Here is a 22,208-nt window from a genome sequence, read left to right as displayed (position 1 = left end):
CGTATTTCTTTCTTGCGAATAATAAAAAATTCAGTAATTTTTTCCCCGGGTTTTAATTGTTTTATTGATCGTGATAACATCGTTCCCCCAATTCGTTTAATTGAATATTTAGCTTAACTATTTAATTCTATGTATACATTATTTTGGGATTAATTTCAACAAATCATTCCCTGATTTTTTGATGATGTTCTCATCTGTTTCCAGTTTAACATACAGACCATTGACCCAAAAATCCGCCATGTCACGAAAATGAGGACTAAAAGGATGGCCAACCTGCCCAGGCGGATTTATCACAAAAGCGCTGCCGGGATTTGCCATATCGATAATCATTCGCATAGAAGGGCCAACCCGGCAATCGTATGGGTTTTGCATATTATAATTACCATTATTTATGGTTGTGTGGCTGCCGCTCATGGGCAAAGGTCCTACATTAAAAACCCGTCCGATTAAGGGTTGGTCCCCGAGGAAATGCTTAAAAGTAATTTGATGCATCCGATCCCAGCGCCATTTTATAATCTCAGGTCCAAGTTTATTCTCCAACTCTGTAGCGGTATCTGTCCATGATTTCAAAACGATATCACTTTCAGATTCGATTTTACCCGGTGTGGTTTTATCATCAAACCAATGGTGCAAATTGCGTTGGTATATTTTACGGATGGCGCGATAGGAGATTGCAGCAAATCGTAAATATTCATGGAAATTTTCTTCACCCAATTCATCCGACAAGGTGTTCCTGAGAAAATTAGAAAAGAAGGAATGAAAAAGGGCTGCGCCGACACTTTCGCCACGCACCTGCATGTCCCATCCCTGAATAAACTGGTACATTTGATTATATCGATCTTCTTTATCAGCTAATTCTTTCAATTCAGGTGAGATAAAAGGCAATAGAAATTCAACAAACGGTGATTTGACATCCATTTGCATGTCTTTAAAATCATTGACATCAAATTTCTTATCTTCTTCTAATAATTCACGAATTCGAATAATTCTTGATGGAGGCTCCCAAAGATGCGAAATGTAATAGGGATAGCTGGGAGGGGCTACACGGTTATTGGCGGTAGCTAAATAATTTTTCGCCGGATTATATACCCTCGGTAATTGATCGAACGGAATAAATCCACGCCAATGTCTTTGATTCCGGCCTGGCAGGTGCCCGGTTCGATTTGTTCGAATCGGAATGTAGCCGCTGCACTGGTAACCGATATTTCCGTTGATGTCTGCAAAAACGAAATTTAAGCTGGGCACCTTGAAATGTCGGATTGCGTTTCTAAAATCCCGCCAATTTTCTGCACGATTCAGATTGTGAAATGCAAGTATATCGTCTGAGAACTCCTGGCCTGTCCAACGCATAGCCACTTGTTCATCCATCCCTTTTCCAACCGGGTGAATGGCATTAATAATAGGTCCGTTTCGAGTTGATAAAATTTTTAAACGTCGTGGGTTATCATTTTTGATGGGAATTATTTCCACCCGTTCAACAAATTCTTCCCATCCACCATCTATTAGATAACGGGTTGAATCCCTGCTGATTTTGGTGATGATAAAATCAACATCATCATTCATTACATTGGTTATCCCCCAAGAGATTTTCTGGTTAAACCCAACTATGATTTCAGGACTGCCGGGAATTGTGAAACCAGCGACGTTTACACCCGGCGCTACCAAGTGGGCCATGTACCAACGAGATGGATTCATCAGGGTTAAATGCGGATCGTTTGCCAAAATTGGTTTACCGGACTTTGACTTATATCCCGAAATCACCCAATTGTTGCTACCCTGGCCAAGCCCCACATTGCCGGTTACATTAGCAATTTGGTCCTGAAGTTTTAATATAGCATCCAGGTTAAAATTACTCAATCTTGCATCCACTATGTTTGGCCAATCTGACAAGTAATCGCCAAACAATTCGTTTATCAGGCGTGATGACATTTTACCGGAAAGCTTTCCGGCCAATAATTCAACATGCCAGGCAAGCGATAATTCCCATCCCATGAGTCGTGAAACGGCATAAATATCTTCGGGGTGCCAGAATTGCGGTTCAAATTCCAGAATAAGGAATTCCACCGGGTAGTTATCTTGATGTGATTCAATAAAGGAATTGACCCCATCGGTATAAGCAACAGCTATGGATTTGGAGGTTTCGGAAACCTGGCTATATATCTCACCAGCGATGTGTTTGAATCCAATGGTAAGGAAGAATTCATCAATAGCGAGGGTGGTGTCACCAAAGACTTCAGACATTCGTCCGTTAACCAACCTACGCACTAATTCCAATTGCCAGAGACGATCTTGTGCCATAACATATCCGAGAGAAAAATAGAGATCTTCCTCATTTTGGGCATAGATGTGAGGCACGCCATTCTCGTCGCGATAGATTTCGACATCATTCGTTAATCCTGAGATTTCAATTTTCCCCGTGGTTTTTGGAAGAGATGCTTTGAATTTGTAATAACTCACAAACATTGTAACGAGGATGAGACCGAAAGCAAGAATAAGAACTGCAATAATAAATTTTTTCATTAGCGGAAATTAATACAATTCTGACAAAAAACTATTCATGCCTTTAACCATTCATGATTGTGTCGAAACACAAAAATCTTAACGCTATTAAGAATAATATACAGATGGTGTACTAAAAGCAACAGCTAAGTAAGATTATTCTTTTGAGGCTTAATTCTTCTTAGTCCGTTTGGATTTCTTCTTTAGCTTATCTTTATTAGTGGAGGGTTTATCCGGGGTGGCTTTCTCTTTCTCTTTTGCTTTCGTCGAGTCGATTTTTGAACCTTTCGTTAACATCCTTATTCCAGTTCCGGCCGGTGCCGGCATTGTTGATATACCTGATCCGTCAATTCCCTTGCGATTACTGAGAGAGCGGGGATCGACAGGGGATAGGGGTTCACCTTTCTCATTTTTCCCTCTGTTGGGATAATAGAATGAGTCTGCCCACCATGGATAATGATAATAATCATTCCATTTTTTCAACCTGGGTGAATTGTAGGGTTCCTGCAGCGCATATGGATCTTCCATTGTAAAAGATCCAAAACCCGTATGGCAGCTACTGCATATATCACGATGGCTAATCTCGGAAGAAAGGTAGCTTTCGCGCTCTACTTGTGAGTGCCGCATAATTGTATAACACCCTGAGAGCATCAGCAAATTACAAATTAAAAAAATTAACTTTTTATTGTTCATTTAAAATTTCCTGTTCAAGGTTCTTTAAAAAAATTCTAAATAAGAGATCCTAATCTCTCTATTAGAATACGGCACATTTTCCTTATTTTCTAGTATGTTTTTCATTTGAAATTGAATTGCCAATCGTTTGGCAAACAACCATCGTATCCCGATGTTCAAATAGCCCTTGCCGTCACCAATGGATTTCGAGCCATTGTCATTTGTCGCCAAATCGTATTCGGACAATAAGGTTAACTCGGGATTCAAACTCTTGGACACACCAATAAAGAAGTTCAAATCTTCGTCCACATCACCGCTCTCAAGAGAGTAATTAATACCTCCATGAAAACTTAAATCACCCAGGAAAGCATAATTCTTACTGCCAACCGCATAAAATCCCCGGGATTTTACCGAATAACGTTTGATGTCACCGACTTCTAAATAGGGACCGTAACCCTGTGATTGGTAGCCGATTGTTACAGCGGGGAGCGCAATATTTTCATCAATGATTCGGTACACAAAATGGATACCCGGCTCCGGGTTCCAGTTCACTTTGCCTTCACCGATGATATTTTCACCTCCGAAAGCCAGTCCGAGATAAACGCGGTTAGACAATCCAATACTGAGACTTGCCAATAATCCGCCATTTGGATAGAGCCGTAAATTACTCACATAACTCCCTTTTTGAAGAGTCCCGGCAGTAGGAAGATCGATCAGCATTAATGGCGGCAGCTTTTTAAGTTGAGAAAAAGATGATGTATAGAATCCGAACAAAAGAAACAAAACTAAAACCAGTTTTTTCATTTTCTACCTCAACATTTAATCCGTTAAGTCAATTTGTAACATTATTTAAAATAGTACCGATTTTCATTACGATAAACTAAATTTATTGTTTTGATGTGATTTGGAAAGAAATATGCTGTTTGTTTGTATATGAATTATTTCGATCCTCTACTTTGACATGAAGTTCGTAATTCCCAGGTTCATAATCCTCCAGTTGTAAGATTCGATAATTATTCTCTTTTTTTCGATTGCCCTGGTAATTGTAGATCGTTACGACAACTGTTTCATCGGGTTGATCTTTCTTGAAAAATACGAACAAGTTTGACAAACCTGATGGATTCTTATTTAACTTTCTGATTTCATAAGAAACAGTGTAGTTTGACAATCCGTTTTGATCCAAATTCAAATTATAAATCTCATAATATAAATATAAATCCTGGCCCGGTTTAAAAGAGTGCTCAAAATTTGGCGAAATAGAAATCTGGTTGCGATTGACTTCAGAAATACTGGTTTGAAGGCGAATATTATTTGCTAAAATCAAGTCACTTAAAGCCAAGGTGTTTTGAGAGAAATCGCGAACCAATACACTATCTTTAAACCGGCCTATCTGTTTGGTGGATAGATTCAAATATTCTATGGCATAATTGAATTTCCCGGAGGCAACTTGCACTGAATCGACCGCTGCTAAATAATTTGATTCAGATGAACTTGATCCTTCATTTTTAAATTCCGTTTTCCCTATGGATTTCGAAAATGGCTGCCAATTAGAATCAAACAAAAACAATCCTTTTTCAAATTGAATTCGTTTGTCGGATAAGAGTTGATGAATATCCTCTTTCAGAATCCCGCTATAAATATATAAGACAGTCTGACCATCTTCTTTTCTAAACTGGCGCGCTAAGGCAGCCACATAAAATTTTCGATGTTCGTATGGAGAGCGATAATATTCCGGCAATGTCTTCACCATCTTCCGGTAAATTTCTTTGTAGTCATTCCCGGCTGCCATTCCCCATTTGAATTTATACTCTCTATTCAGAAATGCATCCTCGAAAACAAATTGAAATCCAGGATATGACCAGGTCTCTTTAGAACTTAAGAGTGGATTTATTCGCGGTGAGTCACTCCCAGGATTACGTCCCATAAGCCTGGGAGCTGTTTTTACTTTATTCAAAGGAGCGCCATATCGAATATAGACTTTGCCACGATCTGTCTGCCAACCTTCTACTTTTTTCAATTCATTACTAAAGCATAAATTGGCATATGCTATTCGCGAAAAATGCTCCAATAATCGTTCGTTGTAATCCGTTAGGAATAATGGATCACGGTTTTGCCAATAAGCTTGGTTTGCCTGACTTTTTAATGTACGTGTTTTTTTTATGAAGTCTTTTTTCACCTGGTTTGCAAGCAATGGTTCAATGGATTGATAGAGATTCCTTTCCTGATTTTTCATTAAATTCCAGGCAATTTTGTATTCGGAATCAGCTTTTTTTAATCGTTCCGATTTATGATAGGCAAGCGCCAAATAAAGATGGGACAGTTTATCATTCGGATTGAATTGGACTGCGGTTTTGAAAAGGGATACCATATTCTGGAAATTTGTATTTTCATAATACAACAGACCTAATCGATAATAGGTTCTGGTTAAATTTGGATTATATCGAATCGCTTTGTTGTAGTATTGCTGGCTTTTTTTTCTATCATTTTCAGCAAATTGTTCAAAATAAATAACGGCCAAACTTGTATCTGCGGAAATCATATTCTCATAATATAAAAATTCTTTTTCCCGAATGTGACCCAAATGATACCAGGCTTCCGCATGAGTGCTATCCAGTTCCACAATTGTTTTGAATTGGCTCTCAGCGGAAGACGTCAATTTTTGTTTCAAATAAAGATTGGCAAGTGTTAACCGGTAAGATATATTCCCGGGATCGTAAAGAATTGCCTTTTTTAAGGCTTCCTTCGCTTTGTTTCGACCAGAAATTGTATTGCGAGTTAAGTGTATTTTAGCAATTTCATAATAAGCCGTAGCAAATGATTGGCGTTTTAATATTGCTTTACGAAAAGACCTTAAAGCAGTAGCTTTACGCCCCTGTTCTAAAAACAGTAGTCCCTTTTTATAAAGACGACTCCCTTCTTCACGGTTTTGACCAATAATCCCGGCACAGGATAAAACAAATAAACACCCGCAAAAGATTGCACAATTTTTCAGTGATGAATTATTTTGACGGCGGGTAGATTTAAAACTTTGATTCACTTAAAAGCTCTCAGCACCAGAATCAAATAAATAAAAATGCCCACGTCGAACGTGGGCATAAATCCAGGTAAAAAACAAATTACCTTTGCTTCCTAAAATCTGAAGGAAGCTGATACTGTATAATTAACGGTTTTTATTTCTTCACGTAAAGTTCCGGGTTCAAATGTTTCCCACTTACCAAAAATTGCACCAATATCCAGTGTGAACTGCCGGTCAATTAAAAAACCTATCCCGGCGGTATAGAATTCTTTATCCGTATATGGAGCATTAATTTTATATGGCGTGGGATCCAGTAAATAACCGGCGCGTACCCTGGTGTTGGTACCGGGTAGAATAAGTTCTGCTCCTGCCCGATATTGTGTCGTCGACTGAAGATTTTTTGCAAAATCTCGATTGTCTACTTCCAAATCTGTTGGATCAGTATATTCTAATTGAGACCAATCCGAAAAAGAGAGTCCTCCTGAAACAGTCAGTAAGGGCAATGCTAAAGATACGCCAAAGTTAACCTTTAGCGGTTGCCTGATTTTATATTCATATTCTCCAACTGAAGTAGAATCGTAAAACGTATTGTCATCATAGTCAACCCGCTCGAAGGTGCTCCAATCTTCTTTTCCTTTGAATGTCACGGGAGATTCAATAGTAGCGCCAAATTTGACTCGATTGTTGACATTGTATAATAGAGCAAATGTCATCCCAACCCCGGATATACTGGTGTTAATATCATCCTGGAAAATCCAGGTATCTTCTTCATACAAATCCAGGTCGTCTGTTTCATTCAAATCCCAGGCATAATCATAGTCGCCGGCATAAATATTAAATGATCCACCAAGATACAGGTGCTTTGACAATTGTACAGAACCGGCAGCAACCCATTGCCGCAGCCCACCCCGGTCTAACTGGCTGGCAGATTGTAACACAGAATCATCCACACTGGTGTTAAAACCTTTAATAATAAAATTACTGTTGTAATTCGCAATACGATTATATCCAAATGCGAAAACCATGCTGCCACGATAAGTAGGGACAGGAAACACAAAACCTATGGAATTGAGGTTGCTGAAATTAGTTTTATCAGAAACCGAGGAATTATAATAACTTGTGTTGTTTTCATAAGACAAGGCATTGTATGAGCCTGTAAGTTCCATTCTTCGAATTTGTCCCAAACCGGCCGGATTCCAAAATGTAGCTGAATAATCATCGGCGATTGCCACGAAAGCGCCGCCCATCCCTATTGCACGGGCTCCTACGCCTTGGGTAAATCCCAATAATGGGATATTGGTTTGCGCCACTGATATTTCAAAGGCGAACAATACCCCAATACTCATAAAGACGGCTTTTCTAATTATTGAACGCATTTGTTCCTCCGCATCGTTAGAAATTCATTATTTCTTTTTGGTTCTGGAAGAGGAACTTCCTTTACTTGAACTTTTTGAACTCCCGGAGCTTGACCTGGTAGAACTCCCGCTTGACGAAGATCTTGTCGAAGACCTGGAAGAACTACCTCGATAGCTTTTTCCGCTTGAAGATCTGGATGAAGATCGAGATCTTGTAGAAGACGATGATTTGGTTTTACGAGACCCGGATGATCTTACTCCGCTTTTTGAACTCCCGGATTTTGATTTTGACCTGGACTTGGTTGCGCTACTCTTACTTCGTTTAACACGACTGGCGCCGGTCACAGCTTTTCCACTGCTTCCCCGTTTAACCCGGCTAGTTCCCGTTACGGACGATTTAGATTTACTGTTAGAACGCCTGGTTCGAGTTATTTTATTGTCTTTATTCTTAGTCTTACTTGAAAGTCTGGTCTTACCAATTATAGTTGTTTTATTGGTTCTGGATTTTCTACTCGTTGATTTAATTTTGGTCCGGCGTACTGATTTTTCATCGCTCCTGCTCACCGATGTTCTTCTTGTTCTATCGCTTCTCTCAATTGTTCGAACACGCGGTCCTTTATCAACCGTTGCTGAAGTATTCGGATTTTTACGGATACGCCTGACTTTAGATGTATTTATACCATTACTTGCAAAAGTAGTCATCCTCGGTAAAGGATTATTATCTTCCCTGTCAATGCCTCGGCGACGGCCAAAAGGTCTTCGATGTTGTGGTTTTGAATTTGCATAACCATAGGAATATCCTCCATAATAGCCGGCATAATAACCACCATAATACCCTCGGTAAGATCTATAATTGCGACGGCCATATCCATAATAATAAGGATTAGATGTGAAAAACGGGCCACAATAGAAAGAATCCCAATAATATCCTGGTCCATAGTAACCGCCGTAACCAAAACCACCGGAGCCATAGTACCACGGATCATAATAGCCAAATCCTACTGAATAATATGAGGGAGAATAAAAATCAATCCAACCTCTTGAAGGACGATAGTGGTGATAATGATGGACTTCTTGGTCGTCATCTTCATAAACAGTATCCTGCTCAGTTTCGTCATACTCTTCTTCATAATCGGGATCTTCTGCAGTATATTCCGGTTCATCATGGGTTTCGGTTACTGTTCTCATTTGAGTATAACAGCCGGAGAGGATAAGAAGGATTATTGTAAGAAAGGACAAGCCGAATAATTGTTTTACCTTTTTCATAATGTCCCTTTCAGTCTAGAAATTTTAGTTGATTCAATTTTGACTAGTTTTTACTACAACTTTAAAATAATTTAGTTCCCATATAATAGCAATAAAAAAAATAATTAGATTTGAATCGAAAATATTAAGGTTCCATCTTGAAGTAACTCTCTAAACGCATATTTCATTTTCAATACTGTAGATTTTCGGAAGTTTAAAATTAACCCTTAGATTTAGGAGAAAAAAATGGTTTTAGAAAGAAATGGTGTCACAGAGATGCATGGTAAACCGCTGACCCTTATCGGGCCTGAAATTAAGGTTGGAGATAAAGCCCCGGATTTTCGACTGTTAACGAACGATTTAAAAACAGTAAGCTTGTCCAATTATGAAGACAAAATAAAATTGATTAGCGTTATTCCTTCTTTGGATACTTCCGTTTGTAATGCTCAAACCCGCAGGCTGAATGAGGAAATGAATAACCTAAGTAAAGATGTGGTCGTTCTAACTGTTAGTGTCGACTTACCTTTTGCACAAAACCGCTGGTGTGGGGCAGCCAATGTTAACAATATTGTCACCTTATCGGATCATAAGGATACAAATTTCGGCGTATCCTATGGGGTACTTATTAAGGATGACCGGATTTTAACCAGGGCTGTTTTCGTATTGGATAAAGAGAATGTTGTGCGGCATGTGGAGTATGTTAGCGAGAATGTTAACCATCCGGATTATGAGGCTTTGTTGGATGCAGTGAAGAAAATATAATATGTAATCACTTATTTTTACTGGAATTATTATTAAGTTAGAAAATATTGATTATTTATTTCCCTGTTCAATATCAGTGCCGATGACCAGCCGTTTCACCCCGCATCTTTTTGCCAAATCCATAATAGTCACAACCAAACCATGGGGTACCGCTTTATCTGCACGAAGAACTAATGTCGGTTGGTCATTTTCGGCGATGGTTTCCTTCAATAGCTTTTCCAATCGGTCGATGGCAACGGGTTTATCGTTTAAGAACACCTGTCTTTGTTGATCCACATAAATAATCAGATTTTCGATTTGCTCAACTTGGGCAGATTGGGCTTTGGGCAATTCCAATTTAATTCCAGGTTGTTCCAAGAATGTTGAGGTCACCATGAAAAATATCAACAAAATGAAAAGCACATCAATCAGGGAAGTGACGTTTATCTGAACTTTCTTCCTGACTTTCTTTGATATTTGCATTTATTGTTACCCTGAATTTGCAGTTTTAGAATTCAAATCATCCAAGCTTTAATTAATTTCAACATCTCAGCCTTTACATCTATGGGTTGCTTTAATAACCAACTTAATCTTCTTGCGATTGATCCCTTTTGGCCTTACATTCATAACGGTTCCTCTTTATTTATTTGTTTTTTGTTGATTGATATTTCAAAAAATATTAAATCGAGAGGAACCATTCCTTTTTTAATTTCAACTAAGAATAAGATAACACCTAACATTGAAAATCTCTTCGGTATTGGGTGTTTATACTTGTTATTTTACCTGGTTAATTTTTTTCATCAAAACCATTAAGTATTTTTCGATATCCAGGATCAGGTTCTCGGTTTTATGGATGAAGTAATTGTACGCAATCAGAACCGGTATTCCGATGGAAAGCCCCACAACAGTGGTAATTAGCGCCTCTGATATTCCTCCGGAAAGCGCACTCCCCTGTCCGACTCCAATTTGTGAAATCACATTAAATACTTTGATCATACCAATAACGGTACCGAGCAGACCCATCAAAGGAGCTGCACCGGCGATGGTTTCTAATGCACCCAGTCCGCGTTCAAGCACACGCGATTCCTGCCTGCCCTGGTCTTCCAATAATTCTCGCAATTCTTCCTTTGGCAGTTCCCGGTTTTCCAATCCCACTTTGATCAGGTTTGTAAAAGTACTGTTGTTTTGATTGCAAATGACGTGGGTAGCGTCAATGTCTTTGGGTTCTTTTATCGATGCAAGCATTCTAACAACCTGGGGATTTAGCACCTTTTTTTGGCGCAGCTGAAAAGAGCGTTCCAAGATGATAGCCAGCGCAATAATTGAACTGCTAATCAGCGGGATCATCATGATCCCACCCTTACTCAAAAATGAATAGATCTCGTTTAGGATTTGCAATGGAGGTTCCTTTTTTAGCTTAATTTTTAGTAACTATTCAGCCATTAGCTATTGGCCTTTATCTTACTGATGAGATTGTTTATCATTTTTTGTTCACTATTTAACTGATCCATAATCACTTAACCATCTTTTGTTGGGTTTAAATTAAAAGATAGTTCTTCAATGATGAACCTAAAGCAATTTCTAAAACGGTTTAAAATCTATTTGACTGCATCGGCTGCAACCCTCGGCAATATTTGATGGTATTAGGTACAGCCGAACGATAGATTTGACTTCTTAGTTAACCCATATTTCTCTTCAACAGGAAGCCATTCTGCCAATCCCGAAGCGTCGGGATGGCATATCTTCTTGCCAAATATTCGGAGTCCTAAAATTTCTCACTTAATTTTTCCAATCCCGAATCGTCGGGATGCTAATAGCTGAACAGTTACAATTTTTATTTGTAAACCGTATAGACAAAAGTACCGGTTACTTCAAGATAATCTTCCGGGAAATTAGACGGCAGAGGACGAAACGGTGAAGAAGAATTCACCGCATTTGTACTGGTTTTCAACAGGGATCTATGGCCTTCCGTATCTAATATTTGAATGTCGAGTAAACTGCCATCTTTATTAATTAAGAAGCGTACTACTGAACGGCCCTCAATAATGCCCATTTTTGAAAATGCCGGCGGTGGAAAAACATGCGCCTGAATTTGTTTTTTTAGATATAATAAATAAGGCGCAAAATTCCAATTGTAAGTATTGAAAGCGAATCCACCCAGCTCTTCGACACTAAATTCCTTGTTTTCAAAACTGGGTCTGGAGGCTTGAGGTTGCGAGGCGGGTTTTTTTCCAACCAAAAGGTCCCGACTAAAACTTCGACGCTTTGTCGGATCTAATGCGAATTCCTTCAATTCTAATTCCGATTGGGATTCACTTTTAGTTTCTTTTGAATCAATTGGTTCAGCCTCGGCTGTTTGTGCGGCCTCGTTAGATGGATTCAACTGATTGGTAGGAATCTCTGCAAATTCTGTCTGTCCCGGGTTAAACGGTAAATCACTAATATTCTCGGTTCTTTCCGGATTCATAGCAGTCATGCTTTTATCGGAGGCAAAACGGGTTTCGTCAGGAAGTTTGTCAGTATTGGATTGATCCGGGGTGTCAACGAGCTCAAATACGATGTCATTGTTTTTATCTTTGGCTTCTATCTCAGGAACCATATCGAAAAACCGGAAATTAGTCGCAGATCCGAATAGGAATATTAATATCAAATGCAATAAAAGCGAAGCGGCAATAAACCAGCGTAACCGGTTATTCCAGTTGGGCTGAATTTGTTCAAAGATATCAGCCATTCCTAATACCATAAATATTTAGAAAGATTATTTTCACAAAAACGATTTTTATATTTGAAATGTCATCAAATCGCTTCCCAGGGTGACTTTACCACCAAACAGTTCTTTTAGTTCATCGGCCGGATTTGTCTTATGGACCGGGTAAAGATGAGTTAACACGACATGTTTGCATTTGCAGGCAGTGGCGATCCTGCCTACTTCAAGCGGTGTAAGATGACCATTGACCTTCTTTGTTGATGGGAATGAACATTCAATCACCAATAAATCCGTTTCAAAAGCCAGGTTGATAATCGACTCACATTCATCCGTATCGCCCGAATAGGTAATGGATTTACCGTTTGAAGTTGTAATACGATATGCGATTGACGCTTCCGTATGTTTGACCGGGGAGGTCTCCAACTTTAATGATCCGACCTCTATTTTTGCAGAATCCAATTCGACCAGTTCCAATGGATATTCAGGATTTGTAATCCAATTACCGTACACGTTTGAAACTTTATCCAAATATTCACGAAGGCCCACGGGACCAAGAATTCGTAAATCTTTCGCTCGGGTAAACCCAGGTGTATGTCTTGTTGCAAAAAGAAAGGGGACCAAATCAGTAACATGGTCGGGATGGAAATGTGAAATACAAATAGCATCCACTTTTTTGTAATCGATTTTGGCTTCAAGCATGCGCCGCATGGTTCCATTGCCAATATCCAGAAGGATTGTGATATCTTGATGACGTACAACATACCCGGATGCATTTCTTTCAGGATTTGGGACACAAGTCCCGGTTCCCAATAAGGTAAGTTCCAATTGTCCTTCATCCATTTTTTGTTTCTTCCACCACCCAATCGATGTAGTCTTTATTTCCCGTGAAAACAGGGATCGCTAGAATTTCAGGAACATCATAACTGTGGATTTCCTTTACCTTATCGATCAACGCGTCTACTCTGTTTTCCGTGGTCTTGATCAATAGTAATATTTCCTTCTCGTTTTCGATGTTCCCCTGCCACCTGAATATGGAAAAAATTTGCGGAACCAAATTGACGCATGCCGCTAATTTATTTTCCACCAGGTTGCTGCCAATTCGCTTGCCTTCTTCTTCAGAAGCAACTGTAACAAAGACCATTAGAATTTGTTCCATTTGATAAACCTCTAAAATCTCCTGTAAATAAAACAATTAATTAGTATCTGACGAAGACACCCATTCTGTCATTCCCGCATTGCTTACCCGTTAAAAACGTACGGGTACAAGTTTAGCGGGAATCTACTCCACTTGGAATGATTAGATTCCGGCTCAAAGTTTTTTTCAGACACTAATTAGATTTCAATCGTTCATTCATAATCCGCTCTAAACGCGGTTTGTAGATCAAATCAAAAGTACTATCTTTACCCGGGAACAATTGTAGAACAGTAAAGCGTGTGGCACGAATTAGATTTATCATCTCAACCTGGGTTAATTCGGATTGAGCCAGCATGGAGCATGTTAAATCCACCATGAGCCGTGCTTTACGAATTTTCTTATTCTCAGCAAGAATGTCCGGCTGCGATTTCATTAAATTACCTATATGGCATTATCTTAAAAGTTAGGGTTTCATGGCATTAATCCAACAATTAAATTATAGTGAAAATTAATAAACGATACAAACAAAGAATAGTAAAAAGTTAGCTTTGTAACCGGTATCCCTAAAAAAACAATTTATTTTGTTGCAATATTTAATACCGCTGGAAAAATTTGTCTGGCTTAAATCGATATCTTGTAATATTTATTGATATAAAGAAAAGCGATCATCCATTTAGAAGAAAGAATTCTAATGAAAGTTATAATCAATTTAGCAAAATTCTTTGTAGTACTTTTTATTCTCACCGGTTGTTCGAAAGATTCACCAACATCTTCGGAACAATCTGAAGGTGAAGCTTATCTTGAAACAAATGGCAAGCGAGAGGGTGTTATAACGACAAGTAGTGGTTTGCAATATGAAATTCTCATTCAAGGTGACGGAGCGAAACCAACGATATCTAGTACCGTTGTCGTTCATTATAGAGGCACAAAAATCGATGGCACTGAATTTGACAGCTCCTACGGTGGCGCACCGCCTACTTTTTCTGTTTCCGGCGTCATTGCAGGTTGGACCGAAGCGCTTTTGTTAATGAATGTGGGCAGTAAATACCGCCTCGTGATACCGCCTTCGTTAGCTTATGGTGCGCGAGGTCAGGGAACCATCGGTCCAAATGAAGTTCTTATCTTTGAAGTTGAGTTGCTGGGGATACAGTAGATTTTGTGATTGGCCGGAATTAATTATTAAGTATTGGATGAGAACCTATTTTCTTTAATTCTCCGGAATATTCACAACTCTTTTTCTGGACATTAATCCGAAAAAAATTTCCAGGTAACAGCGGGTTTCGTCTCGTTCAAGGTTGGAAACATACTTCCAGAATCCATACATCCGTGAAAACGTCATCAGACGGGATGCATAAAGTTTCCAGGTGTATCTTTCCTCCACACATTTAATACTATTCGTGGATATTTCTTCCTAATACTTGTTATCATATTGGCATTTTTTGAAACATGCTACCATCAGATTAGAAATAATAATAATTTGATTTTATCGAATAAAGTCCTTAATTTAGGGTCGTGATATAATAGCCATAATAAGAACCTAAATAATAGGCGTAACAATGCAACAAGCAAAATTTAGTGTAGCAGAATCTCAAATTGATTTTCTAAAACGATATTCTCAATTTGGTTTTAAAGATAAGAGCTCGATGGTAAGAGCAGCGCTTGAAGAATTGAGAATAAAACTCGAACTACAAAGCTTAAAGGAATCGGCTGACTTGTACGCAGAAATATATAAAGAAGATTCTGAACTTCAAGAGCTGACTGACTCTGCTATTTCTGATTGGCCTGAATCATGAAACTTGAACGCGGTATGGTTGTAAATGTTAATTTGGATCCAACAAAGGGTTCTGAAACTGGAAAAACTCGGCCTTGTATAATTGTAACGAACGACGTTTATAATGAAAGAGTGCCTGTAATTCAAGTGATCCCAATTACAGGTTGGAGTGAAAAAAAGGCTAGGATCAAAACCAATGTTGAAATTGAACCTACGAAATCAAATGGTCTACAAAAAAAGTCGATCGTAGATTGTTTACAAACTCGTCCGATTGATCGACGTTATCGATTAGAAAAAATCCTTGGTGAAATATCTAAAGAACATATTCTACAAATTAATCGAGCATTAAAAATAGTATTTGATCTTTAAAAAAACCAATCCTCACCTTATTCAACCTCCGCTTGTCTTTACTAGTATTGTTGAATAAATAATTATTTGGTTCCAATTGTTATCGAATCAAAACGAAGAACCACTTGATTTTGACAAGGCGATATGATTAAATTAGATTTGATGTCATAAAATATTTGACTACGCTCTTTCTAATTTACAAGAGGTTATGCATGTTAACAAAAACACTCGATGAGCATATTGAAATAACTAAGGGCATTAATGACAACATAAGAAGCCGGTCTTCTTGGAGCTAGCTCAAGTCGTTAGCTCTGAAATAGAAATGTCTCAGTCCTATCGGAGTTAACCCGGTTTGTGAAAGTTATCAGCCATCCGGATTTTCCTGATACCTATGGCTCTTGTCATATCTGCAGATGAGCTGTGTCTCAATCACGGAGGGTTGTCATGTTTATAGCCCGGAACCTGGCGCTGCCGAAGGGTTGTGATTCTGAGTTTTGGAGATTTATCAAAACTTATTATGGAGGTGACAAAATTACTTTAGGAAATGTTTTGGTGTATCTCATCCCCATTTCGGCGATCATATTCGTGACAACTCTCGCCGGATGGGCTATCTACTAGAACCATAAAAAGAACATGGCCCTCATTGAAAAAGGACTGTATCAACAAGAGGAACATGGTAAGCCCACAAGTCCGACAAGTCTGGCCGCCCAGAAAGTGCTCGGTTGGGGGTTGGTGTTGACAGGCTTAGGGGTTGCCTTGGTCATCGCTTCAGTCTGGACAGGTGACCCTGACGCCATGCAGGGCGGACTTGTCTTCGGTTTTATCGGGGTAGCGCTGTTGATCTTCTTTGCGGTCATAAGGGAGCGAACAACTTCTTAGTGTGGCCAAAGGGGCCGTTTAGCCAAAGCTTATTTTACCAAACCGATGCCACCACTCCCTGCGATGGCATCGGTATAAATAAATCCTCTAATTCGAAGCCTGCGCTTTCGCTCTTTCTTTCATATCTATCTGAACTGCCGGAATCGAAGCGTCTCTAACCAGCTGGTTAAATGCCGGAATATCCTCCCTCATTACGGCGCTGAATTTCGCTAATTCTTCATCTATTTGTGCGGTCAGTTCATTCTTCACCGCAATAATCTGTTCAGTTGGAGGATAATCGCCAACAGAAGCTGTGCCACCCACTGCCGCCAGTTTATTATTCAAGCGGATCGGAAAATTGAGAGGATCCTGCCGGCTCTGGTTTTTGGTCTGGTACAATGCTTCTTCAATCATGGTCATTTTTTTGGTTAATGCCTTGCCGGCTTCTTCTATTTGCTTCGCGCCATCATATTCTTTCGCTCGTTTTGTCACGGCTTTAACCTGGCTGCGTACATCACGAATTTGCTTAATGGCAACATGGGCTTCAGTCAGTTTATCGCGGACAGCGATGAGAAAATCAAATTGGGTTTGAATATCCTCTTGTGTCGACGAAGACCTTGGATCCTTCAAAATTTCGAAAGGAACGGTTGTAGAGTCTGTGCCGACAACCAATCTCGCCTGATAGCTGCCAGGCACTGCTCTCGGCCCCGTAACGCTACCAGCCCACATGATCAGTTTTGGAAACGTTTCTGCATCGGGATAACGCATATTCCAGGCAAAACGGTTTGCCCCAACTTCAAGTGGCAACTGCTTATTTTTCTCCTTTGCTTTCGGGGAATAGCTGGTGATCAATGTGCCGTCATTCTCCAAAATCCTTAAATTCACAGAACTGCTGTCCGGCAAGTCTTTAAAATAATAGTTAAACACAACACCGCTGGGTGGATTCTTTCCCGCTGATCCACCTCCGCCGCGACGGGAGCCGCCGGACATCCGATAGCTTGGTCGCGGTTCGTACAGCCAGGAGTTGCTTTGCGCAACTTGTTCCGAAAGTTGGTGTAAAACGGTCAGATCATCCAGAACCCAAAAGGCACGACCCTGGGTGGCAACGATCAGGTCGTTATTCTTGATGGCCAGATCCGTAATCGGGACAATGGGTAATTCCAGTTGAAAGGATTTCCAGCTTGTGCCGTCATCAAATGAAAGATACATGCCGCTTTCGGTGCCGACGAACAGTAGTCCCTGCCGGACTGGATCTGCTCTAATTACACGGGTAAAATGCAAAGGATCGATGCCCTTGGTGATCTTCTTCCATGATTTGCCGTAATCAGTAGTTTTGTACAGGTACGGTGTAAAATCGTCTGATTTATAGCGGGTACCGGCGACATACAGTCCGCCCTTTTCAAATGGATTTGCTTCAATACTGTTGACTTGCATCCATTCCGGAAAGATCTTTTTCGGCGGTGTCACATTGTCCCAGTTTTGGCCGCCGTCTCGCGTTACATAAATCAGACCATCGTCCGAGCCAGTCCAAATCACGCCGGGTTCATGAGGGCTCTCTACAACTGTGAATATGGTTGCATAATATTCAATACTGGTGTTGTCTTTAGTAATCGGTCCGCCCGATGAGCCTAATTTAGACCTATCGTTAATCGTAAGGTCAGGGCTGATGGCTTGCCAGCTTTGTCCTTCATTCGTAGTTTTAAACAAGACGTTACCGGCTGCATAAAGCGTATTGGGATCATGGGGTGAAAACAGGATTGGGAAATTCCATTGAAAACGATACTTCCAATCCTCGGCGCCGTGCCCCATTGGATTATCCGGCCAAACGTTGACAGCCCGTCTTTCACCAGTTTTATGATTGATCCTGACCAGGAATCCGCCGTAAGAACCGCCGTACACGATATCCGGGTTGTCGGGATGAGGAGCGATCCAACCGCTTTCACCGCCGGCAGTTGGCTCCCAATCTCTTTCGCCTATACTGCCGCCACTCGACCGGTGTACAATTCGCACTGTGGAATTATCTTGTTGTGCGCCATAGATTTTATATGGAAAGGAATTATCAGTAGTCACACGGTAGAATTGGGCCGTAGGCTGATTATTGTATGTACTCCAACCAGCGCCGCCGTCGTATGTCACTTGTGCACCGCCATCGTCGCCAATAACCATTCGGTTCCCATCCTCAGGTGCGATCCACAAATCGTGGTGGTCGCCATGAGGTGTACGGATACTTTCGTAGGTTTTGCCGCCATCTTTCGAGCGCCAGAATCGAACATTAAGAACATAAACGATGTCCTGGTTCATGGGATCTGCATAAATTCGCGTATAGTACCAGGCTCTTTGCCGCAGTTTTCGCTCAGAGTTGATTTTCGTCCATTTTTCCCCGCCGTCTTCTGAGCGATAAACCCCGCCATCTTTGGCCTCGATAATGGCCCACACCCGGTTGGAATTTGCCGGCGAAACCGTAACCCCGCTGATGCCAATTATTCCTTTAGGCAGACCCTCATTGTGGGTAATGTCTGTCCAGTTATTGCCACCATCGGTTGATTTCCAGATGCTCGAGCCTTCACCGCCGCTTTCCAGGCTGTAAGGTGTTCGCAGAAGGCGCCACATACTGGCAAAAAGAATGCGTGGGTTGGAGGGATCCATCATTAAATCGACTGCGCCTACTTCGTTGCTGACAAATAAAATCTGCTCCCAGGTAGTACCGCCATCTTTACTTCGATAAACACCCCGTTGTTCATTCGGGCCGGAAATATGGCCCAACACCGCTGCGTAAACCAGTTCCGGATTTTTGGGATGGATTCGAATTCTGGGAATATACCGCGAATCTTCCAGGCCAATCTGTTTCCAGGATTTACCCGCATCTGTCGATTTCCACATGCCATAACCATGGGAAACATTGCCGCGGACGGTAACTTCTCCGCCGCCGACATAAATTACGTTAGGGTCCCATTCACTGACTGCAACCGCGCCAATGGAACCGCCAAAATAGTCATCGGAAACATTTTTCCAGGTTTGACCGCCATTTGTAGTTTTCCAGACGCCACCGCCGGTACCGCCAAAATAGAACGTGACAGGATTTCCGGCAACGCCAGCTACAGCAGCCGATCGACCGCCGCGAAACGGCCCGATGTTGCGGTACTCAAGAGAGCTGTACAGACTCTCATCGAAATCGACGCGCTTTTGGGCGAATGCTTCGGGAATAAGCATCGTGGTCATTAAAATACAAACCCAGACCATAATGAAAGCTTTAAGGATTTGTTTTTCTTTCATGATGATAACCTCCGTTAGTTTAGTTGTGTACTAAATACTAAAGCACCCTGAGCGGAGTCGAAGGGTGGTATACTTTTCGAAACCACTCATGCTTCGACTCCGCTCAGCATGGCTAATTCTAATTGATGGCGATTTTGCCATTGCAGAGCTTTGTGATACTAGTATTAATCAATGCTGAATCGAAATATCCAACTTCAGCGGCTCGTATTCCTTAAAAAAGGAAAGATCTGCAGCATCCACAGCATCCTTATATTCTTTCCAGGAAGTTGCGAAAAAACCATTAATCTTGGTAACTGCTACTTGCATACTAGCTTCGGCGTGTTTGATGGCCATTCGTTCTGTTGAACCCAATGCGGCATGCCAGGCGCGAAGATAGGAAGATGCCGAACGGATTTTGGAAGCAACCACCAGGGGATCTCTACGAATTCCCTGGACATCCTGCTTGGACAAAACAAATTCAATCAGAGCATCGATCGAATCGCCAATCGCTTTGCCTTTTTTCTTTAGATCTTTTGCAACATCGTCGGTTCGTTCTTTGATTTGTTTGGAGATCATGCTCTTTGTTTCTTTCGCTTCCCGTACCCGATCCATCGCTTCAGTAGTAACTTCAACTTTAGCTAAGAATTGATCGTACAAAGCGTTCCTTTCCTGCAAATCACGATCAGAAATTTCAATGCGCGGGTCCAGTTTTACAGAGATTTTAGTCGAGGTGTTTGCTTTACCATCACTGATTCGGACAGTATAACTACCCTGCATAACAGGAGCGCCACCCGGTTCCTGGGCATCCGGACGAGTGGGTTTAGATTGATTGGGGAAGCGAGCGCCTTTTCGCCGTAATCCCCAATAAATACGATTGATGCCTGGTTCAACATTCCTCTGGAAAGTACGAATGACTTCATCATCTCTATTTAGAATTTCTATTTTCACTTTGTCCTTATTCCTGTCTAATCTTGGACCACCACCACCGCCAAATCTTCCTCCACGGAATTGAGTCTGTTCAGTCGCTGGTTCACGTTGCTCTACTTTCTTCTTTTTCGCATTAGGATCCGGATTGTATACAAACGAGATCATGCCGCCCCGATCTCGATTTTCACCGGCATATTCAGCTTCCGCCGCAAATCGAGTGCCGGCAGCTTGCCGGTAAATAGCCTGGATCGCATCGGGTGGTGTAAAGGCATGAAGACGTTTGTCCAGAATTTCAACGCCTTCTTTTACCAGGGCTCGCAGCGGGCGAATGTCGTCCAGAACATAAGCAGAGCGGCCAAAGGTGCCAATCACAAGATCGTGCTCGCGCGGGTGAATAGCTAAATCCATTGTGGATACCGTGGGGAAACCATTGGTCCATTTTGTCCAGGTCTTGGCAAAATCGATACTGATATAGAGGCCAAACTCGGTCCCCAGGAAAAGTAAATTCGGTTCGACAGGGTCCTGAATGATGGATAAAGCATAGCCCCATACTTCCTCATCTTTAACCAATTGTTTCCATGATTTGCCAAAATTCGTAGTATGATAAACGTATGTTGTCCAGTCATTGCGACGATGATTATCCAAAACGACAAAGGCTTCACCGGCATTATAGGTAGAAGGCCTGATTTGCGGTACCCACGTGCCTTCCGGTACACCTTTTATTTTACCGACAGTATTCGTCCATGTTTCTCCACCATCTTGCGTGATTTGAACATTGCCGTCATCGGTGCCAACCCAGATAACACCTTGTTGAACCGGGCTGGGCGCTACGGAAATGATAGTCGTGAAATTTTCTGCCTGGGTAACGTCGTAGGACAAACCGCCGCTGTCCAGTTGTTTCTGTTTTTCAGGATCGTTGGTTGTCAAGTCCGAAGAAATGATTTCCCAATTATCGCCGCGATCTGTGCTTTTATGCAGAAACTGACTGCCATAGTAAATGGTTGTCTTGTCGAAGGGATCATGGGCGATACCGGCGTTCCAGTTAAAGCGCAAATGCATGTCATCCGGATGAATCGGTTTTATATTTTTCTGGCTGCCTGTGACCAAATCATACCTGCGAAGATTTCCGCCCTGGGACATGGCATAGCCATAACGGGAATCGCTTTGATCCGGAACGACATCAAAAACCATCGCCAAAAGCCACTTCCTCCCAGTAAGCGTTACGAATGCCACCGTTGCGCCAAACCTGGCTTGGCCCGCGCCAGGAGCCATTGTCCTGCATACCGCCATAGACATTGTAAGGAGTTTCCATATCTATATTGATGTGATAAAACTGCGCCAGCGGCAGGTTTTCCACAAACCGCCAGGATTTGCCCATGTCATGAGATATGGCCATGCCGCCATCATTGCCGTCGATTAGGAAACTGGGGTCATCCGGATGAATCCACCAGGCGTGGTGATCCGGATGAACTCCACGCATTAAGCTCTGAAACGTTTTACCGCCATCGTGACTGACGGTAACGCGGGAATGTAAATTATAAATACGGTTTTCGTTGTTCGGATCCACGTGAATTTCGCCGTAATAAAACGGACGGTTACTAACATTTTTATCTGTAACTTTAATCCACTTGAATCCGCCATCCTCAGATTTATACAATGCATTTTGCTTGGATTCTATTAGA

General features: G+C 41.2%; 21 protein-coding genes. 6 read left to right on the top strand and 15 right to left on the bottom strand.

The features are described 5' to 3' along the window. Window positions 1-138 precede the first annotated feature (138 nt). From IIC38_13855 to IIC38_13830, 6 genes are all read right to left on the bottom strand, one after another. On the bottom strand, window positions 139-2,520 hold the full coding sequence (locus IIC38_13855; protein MCH8127025.1) for a penicillin acylase family protein: 2,382 nt from the start codon (window positions 2,518-2,520) through the stop codon (window positions 139-141). A gap of 150 nt (window positions 2,521-2,670) precedes the next feature. Next, window positions 2,671-3,126, bottom strand: coding sequence for a hypothetical protein (locus IIC38_13850; GenBank protein MCH8127024.1), 456 nt, complete (start codon window positions 3,124-3,126; stop codon window positions 2,671-2,673). Between the two features lie 90 nt (window positions 3,127-3,216). Next, window positions 3,217-3,975, bottom strand: coding sequence for a hypothetical protein (locus IIC38_13845; protein MCH8127023.1), 759 nt, complete (start codon window positions 3,973-3,975; stop codon window positions 3,217-3,219). An 82-nt stretch (window positions 3,976-4,057) separates the two neighbouring features. After that, a complete protein-coding gene (locus IIC38_13840; GenBank protein MCH8127022.1) occupies window positions 4,058-6,208 on the bottom strand; it encodes a GWxTD domain-containing protein in 2,151 nt (716 codons plus the stop codon). A 92-nt stretch (window positions 6,209-6,300) separates the two neighbouring features. After that, window positions 6,301-7,563 (bottom strand): outer membrane protein transport protein, encoded by a 1,263-nt coding sequence (locus tag IIC38_13835; protein MCH8127021.1) that lies wholly within the window; start codon window positions 7,561-7,563, stop codon window positions 6,301-6,303. 27 nt (window positions 7,564-7,590) lie between these two features. Beyond that, window positions 7,591-8,808 carry a hypothetical protein gene (locus IIC38_13830; GenBank protein ID MCH8127020.1) on the bottom strand — a complete coding sequence of 406 codons (1,218 nt, stop codon included), beginning with the start codon at window positions 8,806-8,808 and terminating at the stop codon, window positions 7,591-7,593. Window positions 8,809-9,033: 225 nt separating this feature from the next. On the opposite strand from IIC38_13830, the gene tpx reads away from it, so the two are divergent. After that, complete coding sequence (gene tpx, locus IIC38_13825) at window positions 9,034-9,549, top strand: thiol peroxidase (protein MCH8127019.1); 516 nt, start codon at window positions 9,034-9,036, stop codon at window positions 9,547-9,549. A 51-nt stretch (window positions 9,550-9,600) separates the two neighbouring features. On the opposite strand, the gene IIC38_13820 is transcribed toward tpx, so the two are convergent. The 6 genes from IIC38_13820 to IIC38_13795 form a co-directional block, all read right to left on the bottom strand. Beyond that, window positions 9,601-10,011, bottom strand: a complete 411-nt coding sequence (locus tag IIC38_13820) for a biopolymer transporter ExbD (protein MCH8127018.1) — start codon at window positions 10,009-10,011, stop codon at window positions 9,601-9,603. 291 nt (window positions 10,012-10,302) lie between these two features. Beyond that, window positions 10,303-10,926 carry a MotA/TolQ/ExbB proton channel family protein gene (locus IIC38_13815; protein ID MCH8127017.1) on the bottom strand — a complete coding sequence of 208 codons (624 nt, stop codon included), beginning with the start codon at window positions 10,924-10,926 and terminating at the stop codon, window positions 10,303-10,305. Window positions 10,927-11,362: 436 nt separating this feature from the next. After that, window positions 11,363-12,259: an energy transducer TonB gene (locus IIC38_13810; GenBank protein ID MCH8127016.1), complete on the bottom strand. Its 897-nt coding sequence runs from the start codon at window positions 12,257-12,259 to the stop codon at window positions 11,363-11,365. Window positions 12,260-12,307: 48 nt separating this feature from the next. After that, window positions 12,308-13,075, bottom strand: a complete 768-nt coding sequence (locus IIC38_13805; protein ID MCH8127015.1) for a ribonuclease Z — start codon at window positions 13,073-13,075, stop codon at window positions 12,308-12,310. After that, window positions 13,068-13,391 (bottom strand): divalent-cation tolerance protein CutA, encoded by a 324-nt coding sequence (locus tag IIC38_13800; protein MCH8127014.1) that lies wholly within the window; start codon window positions 13,389-13,391, stop codon window positions 13,068-13,070. Before IIC38_13800 ends, IIC38_13805 begins: the two co-directional genes overlap by 8 nt. A 172-nt stretch (window positions 13,392-13,563) precedes the next feature. Then, window positions 13,564-13,803 (bottom strand): hypothetical protein, encoded by a 240-nt coding sequence (locus IIC38_13795; GenBank protein MCH8127013.1) that lies wholly within the window; start codon window positions 13,801-13,803, stop codon window positions 13,564-13,566. Between the two features lie 258 nt (window positions 13,804-14,061). Between IIC38_13795 and IIC38_13790 the strand changes: the two genes are divergently transcribed. The 5 genes from IIC38_13790 (at window position 14,062) to IIC38_13770 (ending at window position 16,368) form a co-directional block, all read left to right on the top strand. Then, window positions 14,062-14,523 carry an FKBP-type peptidyl-prolyl cis-trans isomerase gene (locus IIC38_13790; protein ID MCH8127012.1) on the top strand — a complete coding sequence of 154 codons (462 nt, stop codon included), beginning with the start codon at window positions 14,062-14,064 and terminating at the stop codon, window positions 14,521-14,523. A 403-nt stretch (window positions 14,524-14,926) separates the two neighbouring features. Further along, entirely contained in the window at window positions 14,927-15,163 is a 237-nt protein-coding gene (locus IIC38_13785; protein ID MCH8127011.1) for a hypothetical protein, read from the top strand. Further along, a complete protein-coding gene (locus IIC38_13780; GenBank protein MCH8127010.1) occupies window positions 15,157-15,510 on the top strand; it encodes a type II toxin-antitoxin system PemK/MazF family toxin in 354 nt (117 codons plus the stop codon). The genes IIC38_13785 and IIC38_13780 overlap by 7 nt, the downstream gene beginning before the upstream one ends. A gap of 423 nt (window positions 15,511-15,933) precedes the next feature. Further along, the gene (locus IIC38_13775; GenBank protein MCH8127009.1) at window positions 15,934-16,107 is read left to right on the top strand and encodes a hypothetical protein; all 174 of its coding nucleotides are present in this window, start codon (window positions 15,934-15,936) and stop codon (window positions 16,105-16,107) included. A gap of 15 nt (window positions 16,108-16,122) precedes the next feature. Continuing rightward, a complete protein-coding gene (locus IIC38_13770) occupies window positions 16,123-16,368 on the top strand; it encodes a DUF2157 domain-containing protein (GenBank protein MCH8127008.1) in 246 nt (81 codons plus the stop codon). Window positions 16,369-16,455: 87 nt separating this feature from the next. Here IIC38_13770 and IIC38_13765 read toward each other — a convergent pair whose 3' ends face one another. The 3 genes from IIC38_13765 to IIC38_13755 form a co-directional block, all read right to left on the bottom strand. Next, on the bottom strand, window positions 16,456-19,587 hold the full coding sequence (locus tag IIC38_13765; protein MCH8127007.1) for a glycosyl hydrolase: 3,132 nt from the start codon (window positions 19,585-19,587) through the stop codon (window positions 16,456-16,458). Between the two features lie 201 nt (window positions 19,588-19,788). After that, on the bottom strand, window positions 19,789-21,798 hold the full coding sequence (locus IIC38_13760) for a hypothetical protein (GenBank protein MCH8127006.1): 2,010 nt from the start codon (window positions 21,796-21,798) through the stop codon (window positions 19,789-19,791). Next, the gene (locus IIC38_13755; protein MCH8127005.1) at window positions 21,707-22,183 is read right to left on the bottom strand and encodes a hypothetical protein; all 477 of its coding nucleotides are present in this window, start codon (window positions 22,181-22,183) and stop codon (window positions 21,707-21,709) included. The genes IIC38_13760 and IIC38_13755 overlap by 92 nt, the downstream gene beginning before the upstream one ends. Window positions 22,184-22,208: the final 25 nt, after the last annotated feature.

This window comes from candidate division KSB1 bacterium (assembly GCA_022566355.1).
In the GTDB taxonomy this organism is placed as follows: Bacteria; Zhuqueibacterota; JdFR-76; order JdFR-76; family DREG01; genus JADFJB01.
The sequence above is the reverse complement of the archived record's forward strand: the minus strand, read 5'-3'. Positions and strand labels throughout refer to the sequence as shown.